This is a genomic window from Streptomyces sp. NBC_00887 (assembly GCF_045207585.1).
Genome location: NZ_CP108788.1, coordinates 1,114,069 through 1,131,296, shown reverse-complemented (window position 1 = coordinate 1,131,296; position 17,228 = coordinate 1,114,069). Strand labels below are relative to the sequence as shown.

Genomic DNA, 17,228 nt, shown 5'->3' with positions numbered 1-17,228 from the left:
TGCCGGAACGGCTGTGCGCGCATGGCTGGTTGCCGACTCATGCCTAGTGCCTGGCGGCGGCCGGAACGCCAACCCCAGATGAACAGGCGGCCTGTTCCTTCCCTAGGACGCCGTGAGCCCGCGGGCCAGCAGACGGATCCCGTGCGCGATATCGGCCGGGGCCAGATGCGCGTAGCCGAGCACCAGACGGACCGCGGGGTCCTCGGCGTCAGCCGTCCCGTAGTCGCTCAGCGGGCGCAGGGCGATCCCGGCTGCCGCCGCCCGGACCAGGATGTCCGCCCGGGAACCGCAGCGTTCGGGCAGACGGGCGATGATGTGCAGCCCCGCGGCGATCCCGCTGACTTCGGCACCGGGAAAGTGTTCCTCCAGCGCTGCGGTCATGGCGTCCCGTCGTTCCCGGTAGGCGCGCTGGCAGCGCCGCAGGTGACGGTCGTAGCCGCCCCGGGTGACGAAGTCCGCGAGGACGGCCTGGTCGATGGCGGGATTGCCGAGGTCCATGGTGCGCTTGCGGTCGACGATCTCGTCGGTCATCGACGCGGGGGCGATCAGCCAGCCCAGCCGCAGTCCCGGCGCCAGCGACTTGCTCACCGAGCCCGTGTACACGACATGCTCCGGGTCCAGTCCCTGGAGAGCCCCGACAGGCGCCCTGTCGTAGCGGAAGTCACCGTCGTAGTCGTCCTCCATGATCACGGCCGAGGAGCTGCGGGCCCAGTCGAGGAGCCTGCTGCGGCGCTCGGCCGAGTAGGCGATCCCGGTGGGGAACTGATGCGCCGGGGTCGTCACGAGAGCGCGCACACCGGAACGCAGAAGCGGTGCCACAGCGAGACCCTCGCCGTCCAGCGGCAGCGGGACCGTCCCGAGCCCGGCCGAGGCGAACAGCGCTGCGTGCTCCGGGCTTCCCGGGTCCTCCACACCGACCTCCGCGGCGCCGCGCCCCCGCAGCACGAAGCCGAGCAGCGTCGTCGCCTGTGCCACGCCCGAACACACCACAAGCCGCTCGGGATCGGCCACCACTCCGCGACGCCGCGTCAGCAGGGCGGCCAAAGCCTCGCGCAGCTCCGGAAGACCGCGCGGGTCCGGGTAGCCGAGAGCGCTGTGCGGCAGCCGGCCGAGGACCGCGCGGTGGGCGGCGCCCCAGGCGCTCCGCGGGAAGAGGGAGAGATCGGGGGTGCCCGGGCGGAAGTCCACCCGTACGCCGGGCGCACGCGGCGCCAGATCACGCGCCCCACGGGCAGCCGGTCGCACCCCGCCGCTCACCCACGTGCCCGCGCCCCGGCCGCTGCGCAGATAACTCTCCGCCGTCAGCTGCTCGTACGCCTCCGTCACCAGACCCCGCGACACCCCGAGGTCGGCGGCGAGTTCACGGCTGGCCGGAAGCCTGGTGCCCGCCGCGAGCCGACCCGAACGCACGGCCTCGCGCAACGCCGACTGCAGCGCACGACCGCGCTGACGGGCGGGCGCGGAGACTGCGGGGATCAACAGCTCCCAAGCGGCGGAGGCGATGGGCCGCTCTTCCTGAACGCCCGGACCGGGTCGTGGATTGGTCTCCGAAGACGTCATGGAAGTGGACCTTAAACCGGACCGTGCCGGAACCTAGCGTCGGTTCCATGAACGCTACCGATCTGCGCGGCGCCCTTCTCGCTGCTTTCGCCTGCACTCTGGTCGGTGCCTCCTTCACCGCGAACAGCCTCCTGGGCGACTATCCGTACGCGGGCGGGCAGGCACTGAGGTACGGCCTCGCCGCGCTGTTACTGCTCCCGCTCCTGCGCAGCCGCGGCACGTCAGGGCTCGTCCCTCTTCGTACCCTCACCCGCCGTCAGTGGGTCCGCCTCGCGGCCCTCGCGGCCATCGGCATGGTCGGCTTCAACCTTGCGGTGCTGGTTGCCGAACGCTCGGCGGAGCCGGCCGTTCCAGGCGTGTTCGTGGGCTGCGCGCCCATCGTCGTGGGCGTCATGGTCCCTGTGCTGGAAGGCCGCCGCCCCTCCCGGACCGTCCTGTACGCGGCCGGTTTCGTCGCGGCCGGGGCGTTCACCGTCCAGGGCTGGGGCCGGACCGACCTGGCGGGCATCCTCTGCTCGATGGGCGCGCTCGTCGGTGAGGTCGGCTTCGCGGTACTGGCCGTGCCGGTGCTGCGTCCGCTGGGCCCGAAGCTGCTGTCGGCGACCGTCTGTGGCGTCGCCGCCCTGGAGTCGGCGCTGCTGGGTGTACTGCTGGACGGGGCGGGGTTCGTACGGGTGCCCGCGGTGGAGGAGGCGCTGGCCCTGCTGTGGCAGGCGGCCGTCGTCACAGTGATCGGATTCGTCTGCTGGTACAGCGGTATGCGGCGCATCGGTGCCGAGCGCGCGACGCTCTTCTCCGGGCTGATCCCGGTATCGGCCGCGCTCACCGCGCCTGTCGTCGGTGCGGGGGTGTACGGCATCGCGCAGGGTGCGGGCAGCATTCTGGTGGGCGCGGGTGTGGCCCTCGGCTCGGGCGTCCTCAGGCGCCGCCTTCCCGCGGCCGGGAAGCCGGCCGGCGCCGCGAGCGGTGCGGGCCGTTCCGGGACCGAGGCCGCGGCACTGCGCGTCGGGCGTTCAGCGGCTCGTGTCGAGGATGACGCGCGCCACGGGGGCGGGGTCGTCGTTCATCGGAACATGACCGCAGTCGGGGAGCTGTACGAGCCGGGCACCGGGGATGAGCCCCTTGGCCCGGATTCCCTGCCGGCGCAGCAGCAGACGGTCCCGGCTGCCCCAGGCGATGGTGACCGGGAGATCAGGCACATCGTCGGAGAAGGTGAGGCCCCGGCCGGCGGCAAGAGTCTGGTGGAAGCCCGTCGCCCCGCGCAGAGCGACCGTCTCCGACACGACGGCATCGGGTGAACGGCGGCCGGGCCGTGCGTAGATGGTGCTGGTCAGCGCCGCACGGCCGGCCGAACTCCGCGAGAGCCGCTCGATCACGGGCATCGGCATCGTCAGCGCGCCGCGTCGCATGGTGCGCAGCACCCCGAACGCGTAGCGTCGCTCGCCCTCCGTCCAGAACCCGGCCGGGGACAGGGCCGTCACCGAGGAGACGAGCTTCTCGCGGCCCAGCTCCAGAGCCAGGAGCCCTCCGAGGGAGTTGCCCGCGACATGGGGACGCTCCACCCCGATTGCCTCGCAGAACGCGGCGAGCACCGGGACCACGGTCCCCAGGTCGTAAGGGAGGCCGTCCGGCAGAGCCGGTGAGTCCCCGAACCCGGGCAGGTCCACCGCTATGACGTCCCGCTCGACGGCCAGGATCCGTACGACCGGGTCCCAGGCCTGACGGTGGTGACCGATGCCGTGGAGAAGCAGCAACGGCTCGCCGGACCCGGCTCGTTCGTACGCCATGGACACGGTGTGCCGGCCGACGGCCGAATCGACTGCGAACGAGACCGTGGTGGCCATGCTGCTCCTCGGGTGATCCGGCCCCGTGCGGGCGGGGAATGAGGGGACGGACCCCTCGTCAGCAATGATTACCGCCGAGTAGCTTCCAGTTCAATAGGTGCGCCCGATTCCTGTTGTTCCTGCTGGACAGCGCCTGACGTGTCCGCTGGGATGGGGAAGTGACTGTCGATACCGTGACCGATCTCTTCGAAGAAAGCCGGCCCGTCCTCACCGGGGTGGCCTACCGCATGCTCGGCCGCATCGCCGACGCCGAGGACGTGGTGCAGGAGGCGTGGCTCCGCTGGTCGTCGGCCGGACGCGAGGACGTGCGCGAACCGAGGGCCTTCCTCGTACGCATCACCACCCGGCTGGCCATCGACCGGCTGCGTCACCTGCAGTCCAGGCGCGAGGCGTACGTGGGGCCGTGGCTGCCCGAGCCTGTCGTCACCGAGTTCGGCCCTTCCGTCCCCGACACCGCGGAGCAGGCGGTCCTCGCCGACTCCGTGTCCCTCGCCGTGCTGGTCGTCCTCGAGTCGCTCTCGCCCCTGGAGCGGGCGGTGTTCGTCCTCCGTGAGGCATTCGGGTTTCCCTACGCCGAGATCGCGGTCACCCTCGACCGGACCGAGGCAGCGGTGCGCCAGCTCGCCGGACGTGCCAAGCGGCACGTGGAGGAGCGCAAGCCGCGCTACGACGTGGATCCGGCCGTACGCCGTGATCTCACCGAGCGGTTCCTCTCGGCCGCGTCGGGTGGCGACATCGAAGAGCTGCTCGTCCTGTTGGCGCCCGATGTGCGGCTGGTCAGCGACAGCGGGGGCAAGTCGAAGGCGCCGCGGCGGATCATCGAGACCGCGGACAAGGTCAGCCGCTTCCTCTTCGCTGTCGGGAGGGACATGTCCGTGGAAATGGAGGCGCGGGTCCTGGAGCTCAACGGGGGTCCGGCCGTGGGTTTGTTCATCGACGGAAAAGTGGACACCGTCTTCCAGGTGGACGTCGAAGAGGGATTCATTCAATGCGTCTATATCATTCGTAATCCAGACAAACTTTCTGGATTGTCCGTGAGTTAAGTGCCGGCTGGCGGATAGCCGTCTGCTTTCTCTCCGCCGACCTTCCTCCGGCACCCGCGAGCCCATGAACCTCACGAGCCCCACGAGCCTCCTCGGTCGCGGGGCTCATTGCTGCGCGGGGCTCACGGCTCCGCGAACGTCCTGTGAACGCTCTGCGGCAGCAGCCCGTTTCGCTCTGTTACGGGGTGAGGATTGGTCTTGACCAAGGTGGTACGCCGTCCTAAGGTCTCCATGTTAAGACAGGGACCTTTAATAAATAACGTCGCGGAAAGACGCCGGGCGAATGCGGAGGACAGGGTGGGGACCACGCAGCTGGAATCGGTACAGGAGCCGAAGTACTGGCACCTCAAGACCGTGCTCAGTGAGGCACTCGACTCGGACTTTGCGGTAGGAGAGATCCTGCCCAACGAGCGTGACCTCGCGGCGCGTTTCGGAGTCGCCAGGGCCACGCTCCGACAGGCTCTGGAGCAGCTCGAACTCGAAGGAAGACTGCAGCGACGCCGGGGCGTCGGCACGACCGTCGCTCCGCCTCGTGTCGGTGTGGCCGTCGCTGCCGCGCAGCACGACTGGGCGGGCGGGGGCTCGGACGAGGCCTGGCAGCCCGTCGAATGCACCGTCGCGACTGCTCCCGCCGCGGTTGCCGCCGTACTGGAGTGCGACGCCGAGGAACCTGTGCACGTGGTGCGCCGCATACGTGTCACCCATGGGCAGTCGGTGGCGGCGGAGCTCCTGTACGTCCCCTCGTCGTCCGTACCCGAACTCTCCGCGATCGAAGCGCCGTCCGGGCCCACCCGGGCCCGCAGCGTCCTGCGCGAGCTGCACCGACTCGGCCTCGACGGCCAGGACCGCTCGGTCGAGCTCGGATCGGCACGCGCGGACGATGCCAAGGAGCTCGACCGGCTTCCCGGTGCCCCGGTTCTCGTGGTCACGACACGCTACTTCGCCGCCTCCGGTACAGCGGCCGTATCTGTCGCCACGTACCGGGCGGACACCTGCCGTCTGACCTTCGGGGACTCGGGGGCGCTGGAAATCAGTCACGACGAGCAGGAACGGCAGGCTTCCTGACCCGAGGGCGCCGCGGTTCCTGTCCTCGGCACCCGAGGCCCGCCACTCACTCGTGTCATGCCCAACGTGCGGCCCGTCGCAGTCAGCGGCGGGCCGTCACCGTTGCCTCCACCGCGAAGAGCTGTTCCTCGACATGGTCCAGCGCGAGCCGCAGGGCGCCGGTGGCCACGGCCGCCTCGCCCAGCAGAGACAGGGCCACCCGGGGCGGCCGCAGACAGTAACGGGCCAACTCGTCCCGGAGAGGGTCGAGGACACCGTCCAGTCCGGCGGCCCAGCCGCCGATGACCACGAGCTCCGGATCCAGCGCCAGCACCAGGGCCGCGACATCATGAACCAGACGTTGGATGAACCGTTCGACAGCGGCCTGCGCTCCGTCATCGCCGTGCTTGGCCTTCGAGAAGACGGCGGCCACGGCGTGCTCGTCCAGCGGGTCCAGCGGGGTGTCGGTCGTCGAGAGGAGATGCTCAGGGGTGACATCCCGGCCCAGCAGGTGCAGCGCGCCGATCTCGCCGGCCGCCCCGCCGAATCCGCGGTGCAGCCGCCCCCCGATCAGTGAACCCGCCCCGGGGCTCAAGCCCGCGAGAACGAAGACGATGTCGTCGGACTCGGTTGCCGCACCCTTCCAGTGCTCGGCCACCGCCGCGGCATTGGCGTCGTTCTCCACCAGTACAGGACACCGGAAGGAACGCCGCAGTTTCTCGCCGAGCGCCAGGCCGGTCCAGTCCGGCAGGGCGGTGGCCAGCCGTACGGTCCCGTCGGCCTCGACAATGCCGGGGCTGCCCACCCCGACCGCGCGCAAGCTGCTCCGCGCGACTCCGGTGCGCCGCAGCACATCGGCGATCACGGCCCTGACCTGATCGATCCTGTCATCCGCGCAAGCCGTCTCGGAGACCTCGCGCGAGCCCGCGCCCACGATCCTTCCGTCCAGCCCGGACAGCAGCGCGGAGACCCGGTGGGCGCCGATCTCGACACCCAGCAAGTACCCGGCCTCGGCACGGAACCGGAACCGCCGGGCAGGCCGCCCCTGCCGCCGTGTCTCACTCTCGTCCGGCAGGGCCTCGACGACCAGACCTGCCTCGAAGAGGCCCTCGACGACTCCCTCGACGGTGGGGCGGGACAGCCCCGTGAGTCGTGTCAGGTCCGTGAGAGTGGGTGACTGGGCACCCCGCAGGGCGTGCAGCACCACCGCGGAATTGATCCGCCGGAGCAGAGACGGGTCCCCACCGGTCAGCCGGCCCACGGTGTGTCCTCCCAGGTCGCGCGCATGTCTGCCGGATCGTACTCGCTGACCCAGGCTGCGGCGACCGGCTCCGGAAGCCGGTACCGAGAGGTGACCTGAGTCAGCCTGGAGCCACGAAGCCGGACTCGTAGGCGGCGATCACCGCCTGGGTACGGTCCCTGGCGCCCAACTTCGCCAGGACCGCGCTGACATGGCTCTTCACCGTCTCCACTCCGACCGTGAGCTTCGCTGCGATCTCCGCGTTGGACAGGCCCCGTGCCATCAACCGGAGCACCGCTGCCTCGCGGTCGGTGAGAGCCGCACGGTCCATCGCCTCCCGCGCCTTGCTCGTGCCGTACTCCGCCGCGAGCCGGCGGACCGCAGCGGGGAACAGCAGCGACTCCCCCTCCGCCACCAGCCGCACCGCGTGCACGATCTCCGCGGGCCGGGCGCGCTTGAGGAGGAACCCGTCCGCACCGGCACGCAGCGCCTCGTACACGTACTCGTCGTTCTCGAAGGTCGTCACCACGAGGATCTTCGGCGGATCGGGAACCGTGCGCAGCACCAGCCGGGTCGCCTCGATCCCGTCCATCAAGGGCATACGGACGTCCATCGCCACGACATCGGGACGCAGTTGACGCACGAGGGGGATCACCGCGGCGCCATCGGCGGCCTCGCCCACCACGGTGATATCGGGCTGCGCCTCAAGGACCGCACGCAGTCCCGTGCGGACGAGGGGCTCGTCGTCGACCAGAAGTACGGTAACCGGCATCCGGTCAGCGTATGTGGTCCAGCGGGAGGCTCGCGTGCACCATCCACTCTCCTCCGAACGGGCCCGTCTTGGCCTTTCCACCCAGCAGGGAGGCTCGCTCACGTACGCCCTGCAGGCCGCTGCCACCGCCCCGCCCCTTCGGTGATCCACCGATCGGATTGGCCACTTCGAGCTCCAGCCACCCGTCCATCACCGTGAGTCTCACCCGGATGGGGACGGGGCCGGCGTGACGCAGCACGTTGGTGAGTGACTCCTGAAGAATTCGGTAGCCCTCGCGGGACACGGGGTCGGGGACCAGACCCAGCGGACCCGACACATTCGCACTGACCTTCGCTCCGGCGCCGCGAGCCGAGTCCAGCAGCCTGTCGGCCTCGAGCAACGTGGGCCGCCGGCTGACCGGGGTGCCCGATTCGCGCAACACTCGCAGCACGCGCTCCAGATCGTCCAGCGCACTGCGGCCGGTCTCCTCGATGGCGGCGAGTGCCCGGTCGGTGAACTCGGGGTCGCGCGCAGTCCGGGCTGCCCCCGCCTGCACCACCGCGACCGTCAGCGCGTGCCCGATCGAATCATGGAGCTCCCGCGCTATCCGGTTCCGCTCGAGCAACTGCTCGGTGCGCTCCTCCAAGGCGGTCATCCGCTCCACGGGTGACGGACCGAGCAACCACCGGGCAACAGCGGTGACCAGATGGCCGAGCATGACGACCAGCCCGAGCAGCACCAGCATCGGCAGGGGGGCGAGCAGCACGAACCACCAGCTCGGCTCGACACCACGGACCAGCCAGTCACCGCTCAACCGGGTCCCGAACAAGGCGCTGACGAGGTCGACCGTCGTGGCAGGCAGCCAGACAGTCGCGAAGGTGGCCGCGGCCGCAAGCAGCAGCCGTATCTCCAGCCAGGCCACGGTGCGCCAGCGGTCCGCCCATGTCGCCGCAGGCCCAATGGAGATCGCGGCGTCCGGACGGCCGCGCTCCTGCGGTGTGAGGAGCAGCTGAGCCTGTACTCCTTCGGCGAGACGCATCGCGGGAATCAGCCCCACAGGAACCGCGAGGAAGAAGGGAACCCATGGATTGGCCGGGGAAATGAACATCCACACGCTGACGACCGCGGACGGGATGAGCAGATGAAGCCATCGGCTGTAGGTGGCGGGGACTGCCAGCGGTCTGAGGAGGCGGCGCATGCTGCCATCGTGCCAGTGCCGAGCGGCCGGAGGCTCCCCCCGCGAGAGGGAGACGATCCACTCGGGCGGGGGAGGCCACGGGCCGGGGCCGGCGGCCAGTCTGGGGTCATGACCAGCATCGACGTTCACGAGCTCACGAAGGACTACGGATCCACCCGCGCCGTGGACCGCCTCACGTTCAGCGTGCGGCCGGGCCGAGTGACGGGTTTTCTCGGCCCGAACGGCGCCGGGAAGTCCACCACCATGCGACTGGTCCTCGGCCTGGACCGGGCCACGGGCGGTTCCGCCACGATCGGCGGACAGCCCTACGCCTCGCTCGGCAACCCGCTGCGCCGGGTCGGCGCACTGCTCGACGCGCAGGCGGCGCACGGCTCGCGGACCGCGCGCAATCACCTGCTGGCACTCGCCGCGAGCAACGGCATAGCAGGCAGACGGGTCGAGGAGGTGCTCGAGGAAGCCGGCCTCGGCGCGGTCGGCGGGCAGCGGATCAAGACGTTCTCGCTCGGCATGCGCCAGCGTCTCGGTATCGCCGCGGCCCTGCTCGGAGATCCCGAGGTGGTGATGCTGGACGAACCGTCCAACGGACTGGACCCGGAAGGCATCATGTGGATCCGTGAGCTGATGCGGCGGCTGGCACGCGAGGGCCGCACCGTACTCGTCTCCAGTCACTTGATGTACGAGACCTCGTCCTTCGCCGACCACCTGGTGGTCCTCGGCCGGGGCAGGCTCCTCGTCGATCTGCCGATGCAGGAGTTCCTCGACTCCCGGAGCCGGCCGCGCGTACGGCTCCGGACAACCGAATCCACGCGTCTGAGGGATGCGCTGATCCGCAAGGGATACGAGCCGGAGCAGGGAGGCGACGGCCGCTGGACGGTGGAGGGAGCCAAGGCGGAGCAAATCGGTGCCCTAGCCGCCTTCGAAGGGATCCCCATCCTTGAACTCCTTGATGAGCAGGTCACCTTGGAACAGGCGTATCTCGACCTCACCGCGGCCGAAACGGAATTCGCCGCCTCCACATCACCCAACGCACACCAGGAGGTCTGACCGCCGTGACGATGTCGGCAACTGCCGTTCTGCACTCCGAGTGGATCAAGATCAAGTCGGTGCGGTCCGTGTCCGGATCCCTGATAGCGGTCTTCGCCGCCACCCTCGCCATCACCGTGCTCACGTTCGCCACCGTCGGACAGGCCGAGGCGGACAACGCTGATACCGAGTTGGTCTTCGGCGCCTTCTACGCGCTGAACTTCGGCCAGATCGCCGCCATCAGTTTCGGTGCGACTGCCCTGTCCTCCGAGTTCCTGAACGGGGCCATGCGGATATCGCTCTCGGCCGTTCCGCGTCGAGGCCTCTTCTACGCAGCAAAGATGTCCGTGGTCGGCGGACTCGCTCTCGCCGTGGGAATGATCACCAGCTTCACCACGTTCCTCGTGGGACAGATGTTCATGGGCGACTACGCGATCGGTCTGGGAGAGCCCGGTGCACTGCGAGCGGCGTTCGGCGGGGGCGTCTACCTCACGCTGATGGCTCTGTTCGCGGCCGGACTGACAGCGCTGCTGCGCAGCGCGGTTGCCGTACTCAGTCTGCTCATCCCCTTCATCCTGATCGTCTCCTTCGTGGTCGGAGACATCGCGGGCGGGGTAGCGCAGTATCTTCCGGACCGGGCAGGGCAGGTGGTTCTCCACCAGAATCCCGAAGGAAACCTCGGGCCGTGGACGGGGCTGGCCGTCACCGCAGCATGGGCCGGTGCCGCGTTGCTCGCCGGTTGGTGGGCCGTGCGTAAGAGGGACGCCTGACCGGTGCCCGCCCGGCGGCCTCAATGGCTCAAGAGCTCAAGAGCTCAAGAGCTCAAGAGCTCAAGAGCTCAAGAGCTCAAGAGCTCAAGAGCTCAGGGGCTCAGGGGCTCCGGGGCTCAATCGCTCGGGGGCTCAATGGCTCGGGCTCTCAAGGCCTCGGAGGGTGCAGCGGTCAGGGGGTGGGGGGAGGTGTGTCCTGTCCCACGGCCGTGCGCAGGCGGGCGAATTCCTCCGCCATCGTCCTCACGGTCCAGTGGGCGTTGAGTCCACTCGGGTTGGGCAGTGCCCAGACACGGGCGCCCCCGATGGTCGGCTCCTGCGGACCGATCTGCGCACGGCGTTCACCGAAAGCCGTGCGGTAGGCGGTGACGCCGACGACAGCGAGCCACGAAGGCCCGAGCTGTTCCACCTTCGCCGACAGAAGTTCGCCTCCTTCGCGGAATTCCGCGGTGCTCAGCTCGTCCGCACGTGCCGTGGCACGGGCAACCACGTTGGTGATGCCGAGCCCATGGGTGAGCAGCTCGTTCTGTTCCGACGGTTTCAGTTGCCTCGGAGTGAAGCCCGACAGATGCAGAACCGGCCAGAACCGATTGCCGGGGTGGGCGAAATGGTGTCCGGTCGCCCCGGTCATGAGGCTCGGGTTGATGCCGCAGAACAGCACACGCAGACCGCCCGCGACCACATCGGGGACGATGCGGTCGCGGGCGGCCAGGAGCTCTTCGGGTGTCATGCGCCGGTGGTGGGGACCATCAGAGGATGGAACCGGGCGTGTAGCCGGCCGCTTCCGGGTGCTGCTTGGTGATCTCCTCGATCCGGGCCACCAGAGCGGCAACCTGGTCGCCGGCCGCGCCGGTGAAGGACAGCTTGTCCGCCATCAGGGCGTCCAGCTGCCCGCGGTCGAGCGGGATGCGCTCGTCGGCGGCCAGCTTGTCCAGCAGCTCGTTGCGTTCGACACCCTGCTCACGCATGGCCAGCGCCGAGGCGACAGCGTTCTCCTTGATCGCCTCGTGGGCGACCTCACGGCCGACTCCTGCCCGTACCGCGCCCATCAGCACCTTGGTCGTGGCGAGGAACGGCAGGTAGCGGTCCAGCTCACGGGCCACGACCGCAGGGAACGCGCCGAACTCGTCGAGGACCGTCAGGAAGGTCTCCAGCAGCCCGTCGAACGCGAAGAACGCGTCCGGCAGTGCGACCCGGCGGACCACGGAGCAGGACACGTCGCCCTCGTTCCACTGATCGCCCGCCAGTTCGCCCGTCATCGACGCGTAGCCGCGCAGGATGACCATCAGGCCGTTGACGCGCTCGCAGGAACGGGTGTTCATCTTGTGCGGCATGGCCGAGGAGCCGACCTGACCCGGCTTGAAGCCTTCGGTCACCAGCTCGTGGCCGGCCATCAGCCGGATGGTCTTGGCGACCGACGAGGGCGCAGCGGCCAACTGGACCAGCGAGGTGACCACGTCGTAGTCGAGAGAGCGGGGGTAGACCTGGCCGACCGAGGTGAAGGCCTGCGCGAAGCCGAGGTGCCCGGCGATGCGCTGCTCCAGGTCGGCCAGCTTGTCCGCGTCGCCGCCCAGCAGGTCCAGCATGTCCTGCGCCGTTCCGACCGGGCCCTTGATGCCACGCAGCGGGTAACGGTCGAGCAGGTCCTCAAGCCGTCCGTAGGCCACGAGCAGCTCGTCCGCGGCGGTCGCGAAACGCTTGCCGAGCGTCGTCGCCTGCGCGGCGACATTGTGCGAGCGCCCCGCGATGACCAACTCGCGGTACTCGGCCGACAGCTTGCCCAGCCGGGCCAGAACCGACACCGTACGGTCGCGCATGAGCTCCAGCGAGAGCCGGATCTGCAACTGTTCGACGTTCTCGGTGAGGTCCCGGGAGGTCATGCCCTTGTGCACCTGCTCGTGGCCGGCGAGGGCGTTGAACTCCTCGATCCGGGCCTTGACGTCGTGCCGGGTCACCTTCTCGCGCTCGGCGATCGAGGCCAGGTCGACCTGGTCGATCACCCGCTCGTAGTCGGTGAGCGCTGCGTCGGGCACCTCGATCCCGAGGTCCTTCTGAGCGCGCAGCACCGCCAGCCACAGCTGACGCTCCAGCTTCACCTTCTGCTCGGGGGACCAGAGGACGGCCAGCTCCGTAGAGGCATAGCGGCCGGCCAGGACATTGGGGATGCGAGGCTTCGCAGACACAGCAGTCACGTGTCCAGATTCTACTGGCGGTTTCTGCAGGCCGACGCCGCGGGCCGGTGTGTGCTTTCCTACGAACGCGATGCCCGGCCTGCCCAAGGCCTCATGATGAGATTGCCCTACCGCTTCGCGGCCACGAATCCCCACTGGTCGACCGGCTCACCGGTGACGGGCTCCTCCGGGCGCCACAGGCTGATCGAACCGAAGCCGGGCTCGACCAGGTCCAGGCCGTCCGCGAAGGAGCGCATGATCTCCCTGGGCCGTGAGATGTAGGGCATCGCGCCACCGCTGGCGTAGTCGTCGGACGCAGCCCGGGTCTCCTCCGTCTCGATCGTGTCGCACAGCATCAGGAAGCTTCCGACGGGCAACGCGTCGAGATAGCTGCGCAGAAGGGCGGCGGCCTCGCCCCCGTCCGCGATATGCCCCAGGGTCGACAGCACCATCAGGACAACCGGCTGCTGGAGGTCCAGTGTTCTGGCGGCCTCCCGCAGTACCGTCCCGGAATCCTTCAGGTCCGCGTGCACGTAGTCCGTGGCGCCCTCGGGCCGGCTGGTCAGCAGGGCACGAGCGTGGGCCAGCACGATCGGATCGTGGTCCACGTAAACGATACGAGCGGAAGGGGCCACCGCCTGGGCCACCTCGTGCGTCGCGTTCGCTGTCGGCAGGCCGGTGCCGAGGTCGAGGAACTGCCGTATCCCCGCTTCCTGGGCAAGGTAGCGGACGGCCCGCGCCTGGAACAGGCGGGAGGCACGGGCGATGTCGATGATCTGCGGGTACGACTCCTCCATGGCCGCGCCCAGCAGGCGGTCCACCTCGTAGTTGTCCTTGCCGCCGAGCCAGTAGTTCCAGACGCGTGCCGAGTGCGGTGTGCCCGTGTCGATCCGGTCCGTCGGCGCCGCGGTGTCGTCACTCATCGTTCATCCCTGTCCTGGTGCCCAGGGTGCCCCTGCGCGGTCGACGACCAGCCTGGCTCATCCGCCCCTTGCGTACCAGGTGCAACTGCGCCAACTCGGCTGCTGGGCGATGAAGTCGGGAAGCCAAGGCCCGCACGGGCGGACGGCACCATCGCGCACGCACGAATGGACGCCAGGGCACGCGCGGAGAGGCATCGGGGCGCGCGGGGCGTCAGTGTTCCAGCCGGCGCCACTCCGTCACAGGGCCGGGGTTCGCCGCGTCCGCAGGCGTGACGTAGAAGGCGCGCCCGAGCCCGGCGTCGAACTGCGCGCCGGCCCGTCCGTCACCGGACGAGCGTCCGGTGAGGCGCCGCCCGATCCAGGGCATCAGATGCTGCCGGGCGAACCGGACGTCATCGACGCGCCTCTTGGCCCAGCGCGCGGGCTGGGAAGCCGGCACGGGGGTCCGCCAGTCGCTCTCCGCCGGCAGCCCGAGCGTCTGCCAGACCGCCTCGGCGACCCTCCGATGCCCCTCGGGTGTCAGATGCAGACGGTCGACGTCCCACATCCGGGGATCCCCCAGGGAGGGCGCACCGTACAGATCGGCCACCACCGCGCCGTGCCGTTCCGCGAGGTCGTCGACCAGCGAGAAGAGCTCCTCCATGCGCGGACGGAAGCGTTCCATCACGGGACCGTTGCGTCCCGGGCTGCGCATCAGCACCAGTTGCTTGCACGACGGAGCGAGACGCTCCACGGCCTCCTCCAGCCGACCCCGCACCATGCCCATGTCGCACTTCGGCCGCAGGGTGTCGTTGAGCCCGCCGACGAGCGTGATCACGTCGGGCTGCAGCGCCGCCGCGACGGCAACCTGCTCGTCGACGATCTGGCTGATGAGTTTTCCGCGCACGGCGAGATTCGCGTACCGGAATCCGGGAGTGCGGGCCGCGAGCCGGGCGGCGAGGACGTCGGCCCAGCCGCGGTAGGAACCGTTGGGCAACAGGTCCGACATGCCCTCGGTGAACGAGTCGCCGAGGGCGACAAGACTGGTGTAGGAGGCATTCAATTCCATGGCCATGCGATCCTACCGTGGTGGGAACCGCGGCCGGATCCCGCCGGAAGAGGGGCGCGACCGCAGCCGCGCCCCTCGCCACTCCCTCCCACAGGACACCGAGGTCAGCGCGCCTGGGCCCTTCCCACCAGCTCCCGCAGCACGTCCTCCATCGTGACCATGCCGACCAGCCGGTCGTCGTCCTCGTCCAGCACGGCTGCCAGGTGGGTACGGCTCCGCCGCAGCGCGGTGAGGACATCGTCGAGCGGCGTATTGGCCCGTACCCGGGCGATCGGCCGCATCGCCGTCACCGGGAACGGAACGTCGCGGGGTGTGGCGTCCAGCGCGTCCTTCACGTGGAGGTACCCGAGAATCCGCTGCTCGCTGTCCATGACGGGAAAGCGGGAGAAGCCGGATTCCGACGAGAGGCGCTCCAGCTCCTCGGGCGTCGTCCCGACCCGCGTGTACAGCACCCGGTCGACCGGGAGCAGGACGTCCCGGACCGGCCGGCGGCCGAGTTCCAGGGCATGCCGCAGCCGCTCCGCCGAGCGGTCGTCGACGAGGCCCGCGTCACCGGCGTCCTTGACGAGCCGGGCCAGCTCGTCGTCGGAGAAGGTCGCGGACACCTCGTCCTTGGTCTCCACCCGCAACAGCTTCAGCAGGGCGTTGGCGAAGGCGTTGATGGTGAAGATCACCGGGCGCAGCGCCCTGGCCAGGGTCACGAGCGGCGGTCCGAGCAGCAGCGCGGTGCGGGCCGGCTCGGCCAGCGCGACGTTCTTCGGCACCATCTCGCCGAGCAGCATGTGCAGGTAGGTCGCCACCGTCAGGGCGATCACGAACGAGATCGGGTGAACCAGTCCGTGCGGCACCCCCACAGCGTCGAAGACGGGCTCCAGCAGGTGTGCGATGGCGGGCTCGGCGACGATGCCGAGCACCAGCGTGCAGAGCGTGATGCCCAGCTGCGCCGCCGCGAGGAGTGCCGAGACATGCTCGAGGCCCCAGATGACGCTGCGTGCCCGCCGGTTCCCGGCCTCGGCCTCCGGCTCGATCTGGCTGCGCCGTACGGAGATCAGTGCGAACTCCGCGCCGACGAAGAAGGCGTTCACGACCAGGGTCAGCAGCCCGATCAAGAGCTGCACGGCGATCATCGTTCGTTCTCCGTCGGATCGTCGGTACCGGGCAGCGGTGCGTGCAGCAGGGCGCGCGCGGCGCGGTGCCCCGAGGCGTCCACGACGTCGATCCGCCAGCCGGTGAGCTCGACGGTGTCGCCGACCACAGGGATGCGGCCGACCTCGGTGGCGATGAGCCCGGCGAGTGTCTCGTAGGGGCCGTCCGGGACCCGCAGCCCGATGGTCCGGAGCTGGTCCGTGCGGGCGGCACCGTCGGCCGACCACAGGGTGCGTCCGTCGGCGTCCTCACCGGCGGGTGCGAGGTCGGGCGTCTCGTGCGGGTCGTGCTCGTCACGTACCTCGCCGACGACCTCCTCGACGATGTCCTCCAGCGTCACGACGCCTGCCGTGCCGCCGTACTCGTCGATGACGACGGCCATGGCGAGTTTGCCCGACAGCCGGTCCAGCAACCGGTCCACCGTGAGGGTCTCGGGCACGAGGAGCGGCTCGCGCAGCATGTCCGAGACCGGCTTGCGGGGCCGCTGCGCTGCGGGAATGGCCAGCACGTCCTTGATGTGCGCGACTCCCACGACCGAGTCCAGGCTGCCCCGGTAGACCGGGAAGCGGGAGAGACCGGTCGCCCGGGTGGCGTTCGCGACGTCCTCCGCGGTGGCCCGGACCTCGAGGGCGGTCACCTGGACGCGCGGGGTCATCACGTTCTCCGCGGTCAGCTCGGACAGGTTGAGGGTGCGCACGAACAGTTCCGCGGTGTCCGCCTCCAGGGCGCCCTCCTTCGCGGAGTGACGTGCCAGGGCCACCAGTTCCTGCGGGCTGCGCGCGGAGGCCAGCTCCTCGGTCGGTTCGAGGCCGAAGCGGCGCACCATCCGGTTGGCGGTGTTGTTGAGGTGGCTGATGAACGGACGGAAGACGGCGGTGAACACCCGCTGTGGAGTGGCGACCACCTTGGCGACGGCCAGCGGGGACGAGATCGCCCAGTTCTTCGGGACGAGCTCGCCGACCACCATCAGGACCACGGTGGACAGGGCGGTACCGAGGACGAGTGCCAGCGTGGAAGCCACGCCGGGGGAGAACCCCATGGCCTCGACCGGTCCCCGGATCAGCTTGGCGATGGACGGCTCGGCGAGCATGCCGACGACGAGGTTGGTGACGGTGATGCCGAGCTGAGCGCCGGAGAGCTGATAGGTGAGGCTGCGGACAGCCTTGAGTGCTCCCGCCGCACCTCGTTCCCCCCGCTCGACGGCCCGTTCGAGCTCGCCGCGCTCCACGGTGGTCAGGGAGAACTCCGCCGCCACGAAAGCGCCGCAGGCGAGTGAGAGCAGCACCGCCACGAGGAGCAGTAGCACTTCGGTCATCGGTTCACCTCCGTCCCATGATCGGGCAGGGGCAGGAGGTTCGCGCGATGTCGGCGGTGTCTACTACTGGGAGGCTCGCCCATGGGCGGACGCTCACACCTTTCGAAAAGTGGGACGGTTGAGGGTCCATAGTAAAGGGTCGGCAAAATGCC

General features: G+C 69.7%; 15 protein-coding genes and 1 pseudogene. 5 read left to right on the top strand and 11 right to left on the bottom strand.

The features are described 5' to 3' along the window. Nucleotides 1-102 precede the first annotated feature (102 nt). Nucleotides 103-1,560, bottom strand: a complete 1,458-nt coding sequence (locus OG844_RS05110) for a PLP-dependent aminotransferase family protein (protein ID WP_406388386.1) — start codon at nucleotides 1,558-1,560, stop codon at nucleotides 103-105. 47 nt (nucleotides 1,561-1,607) lie between these two features. Between OG844_RS05110 and OG844_RS05105 the strand changes: the two are divergent. Beyond that, a pseudogene (locus OG844_RS05105) lies at nucleotides 1,608-2,405 on the top strand (EamA family transporter); the annotation flags it as partial. A gap of 168 nt (nucleotides 2,406-2,573) precedes the next feature. Here the strand turns inward: OG844_RS05105 and OG844_RS05100 are convergent. Beyond that, on the bottom strand, nucleotides 2,574-3,404 hold the full coding sequence (locus tag OG844_RS05100) for an alpha/beta fold hydrolase (RefSeq protein ID WP_406388384.1): 831 nt from the start codon (nucleotides 3,402-3,404) through the stop codon (nucleotides 2,574-2,576). A 158-nt stretch (nucleotides 3,405-3,562) separates the two neighbouring features. On the opposite strand from OG844_RS05100, the gene sigJ reads away from it, so the two are divergent. Both sigJ and OG844_RS05090 read left to right on the top strand, forming a co-directional pair. After that, nucleotides 3,563-4,447 (top strand): RNA polymerase sigma factor SigJ, encoded by an 885-nt coding sequence (gene sigJ, locus OG844_RS05095; protein WP_406388382.1) that lies wholly within the window; start codon nucleotides 3,563-3,565, stop codon nucleotides 4,445-4,447. 297 nt (nucleotides 4,448-4,744) lie between these two features. Further along, nucleotides 4,745-5,512 (top strand): GntR family transcriptional regulator, encoded by a 768-nt coding sequence (locus tag OG844_RS05090; RefSeq protein WP_329213376.1) that lies wholly within the window; start codon nucleotides 4,745-4,747, stop codon nucleotides 5,510-5,512. An 82-nt stretch (nucleotides 5,513-5,594) separates the two neighbouring features. Here OG844_RS05090 and OG844_RS05085 read toward each other — a convergent pair whose 3' ends face one another. The 3 genes from OG844_RS05085 to OG844_RS05075 all read right to left on the bottom strand — a co-directional run bounded on the left by OG844_RS05085 (nucleotide 5,595) and on the right by OG844_RS05075 (nucleotide 8,680). Beyond that, complete coding sequence (locus OG844_RS05085; RefSeq protein ID WP_406388380.1) at nucleotides 5,595-6,752, bottom strand: ROK family protein; 1,158 nt, start codon at nucleotides 6,750-6,752, stop codon at nucleotides 5,595-5,597. Nucleotides 6,753-6,852: 100 nt separating this feature from the next. Then, nucleotides 6,853-7,503 carry a response regulator gene (locus tag OG844_RS05080; RefSeq protein WP_406388379.1) on the bottom strand — a complete coding sequence of 217 codons (651 nt, stop codon included), beginning with the start codon at nucleotides 7,501-7,503 and terminating at the stop codon, nucleotides 6,853-6,855. 4 nt (nucleotides 7,504-7,507) lie between these two features. Continuing rightward, on the bottom strand, nucleotides 7,508-8,680 hold the full coding sequence (locus OG844_RS05075; RefSeq protein ID WP_406388378.1) for a sensor histidine kinase: 1,173 nt from the start codon (nucleotides 8,678-8,680) through the stop codon (nucleotides 7,508-7,510). Between the two features lie 108 nt (nucleotides 8,681-8,788). On the opposite strand from OG844_RS05075, the gene OG844_RS05070 reads away from it, so the two are divergent. Both OG844_RS05070 and OG844_RS05065 read left to right on the top strand, forming a co-directional pair. Continuing rightward, a complete protein-coding gene (locus OG844_RS05070; RefSeq protein ID WP_406388377.1) occupies nucleotides 8,789-9,724 on the top strand; it encodes an ATP-binding cassette domain-containing protein in 936 nt (311 codons plus the stop codon). Nucleotides 9,725-9,729: 5 nt separating this feature from the next. Further along, nucleotides 9,730-10,473, top strand: coding sequence for an ABC transporter permease (locus OG844_RS05065; protein ID WP_406388376.1), 744 nt, complete (start codon nucleotides 9,730-9,732; stop codon nucleotides 10,471-10,473). 172 nt (nucleotides 10,474-10,645) lie between these two features. Here the strand turns inward: OG844_RS05065 and mug are convergent, their stop codons facing one another. The 6 genes from mug to OG844_RS05035 all read right to left on the bottom strand — a co-directional run bounded on the left by mug (nucleotide 10,646) and on the right by OG844_RS05035 (nucleotide 17,076). Next, nucleotides 10,646-11,203 carry a G/U mismatch-specific DNA glycosylase gene (mug, locus tag OG844_RS05060; protein WP_406388374.1) on the bottom strand — a complete coding sequence of 186 codons (558 nt, stop codon included), beginning with the start codon at nucleotides 11,201-11,203 and terminating at the stop codon, nucleotides 10,646-10,648. A 19-nt stretch (nucleotides 11,204-11,222) separates the two neighbouring features. Then, nucleotides 11,223-12,665, bottom strand: a complete 1,443-nt coding sequence (gene purB, locus OG844_RS05055) for an adenylosuccinate lyase (protein WP_406388373.1) — start codon at nucleotides 12,663-12,665, stop codon at nucleotides 11,223-11,225. Nucleotides 12,666-12,772: 107 nt separating this feature from the next. Beyond that, nucleotides 12,773-13,567: an SAM-dependent methyltransferase gene (locus OG844_RS05050; protein WP_406388371.1), complete on the bottom strand. Its 795-nt coding sequence runs from the start codon at nucleotides 13,565-13,567 to the stop codon at nucleotides 12,773-12,775. Nucleotides 13,568-13,778: 211 nt separating this feature from the next. Continuing rightward, nucleotides 13,779-14,615, bottom strand: a complete 837-nt coding sequence (locus OG844_RS05045; RefSeq protein ID WP_406388369.1) for an SGNH/GDSL hydrolase family protein — start codon at nucleotides 14,613-14,615, stop codon at nucleotides 13,779-13,781. Between the two features lie 104 nt (nucleotides 14,616-14,719). Then, entirely contained in the window at nucleotides 14,720-15,742 is a 1,023-nt protein-coding gene (locus tag OG844_RS05040; protein WP_406388367.1) for a hemolysin family protein, read from the bottom strand. Next, on the bottom strand, nucleotides 15,739-17,076 hold the full coding sequence (locus OG844_RS05035; RefSeq protein WP_406388366.1) for a hemolysin family protein: 1,338 nt from the start codon (nucleotides 17,074-17,076) through the stop codon (nucleotides 15,739-15,741). The genes OG844_RS05040 and OG844_RS05035 overlap by 4 nt, the downstream gene beginning before the upstream one ends. Between the last annotated feature and the right edge of the window lie 152 nt (nucleotides 17,077-17,228).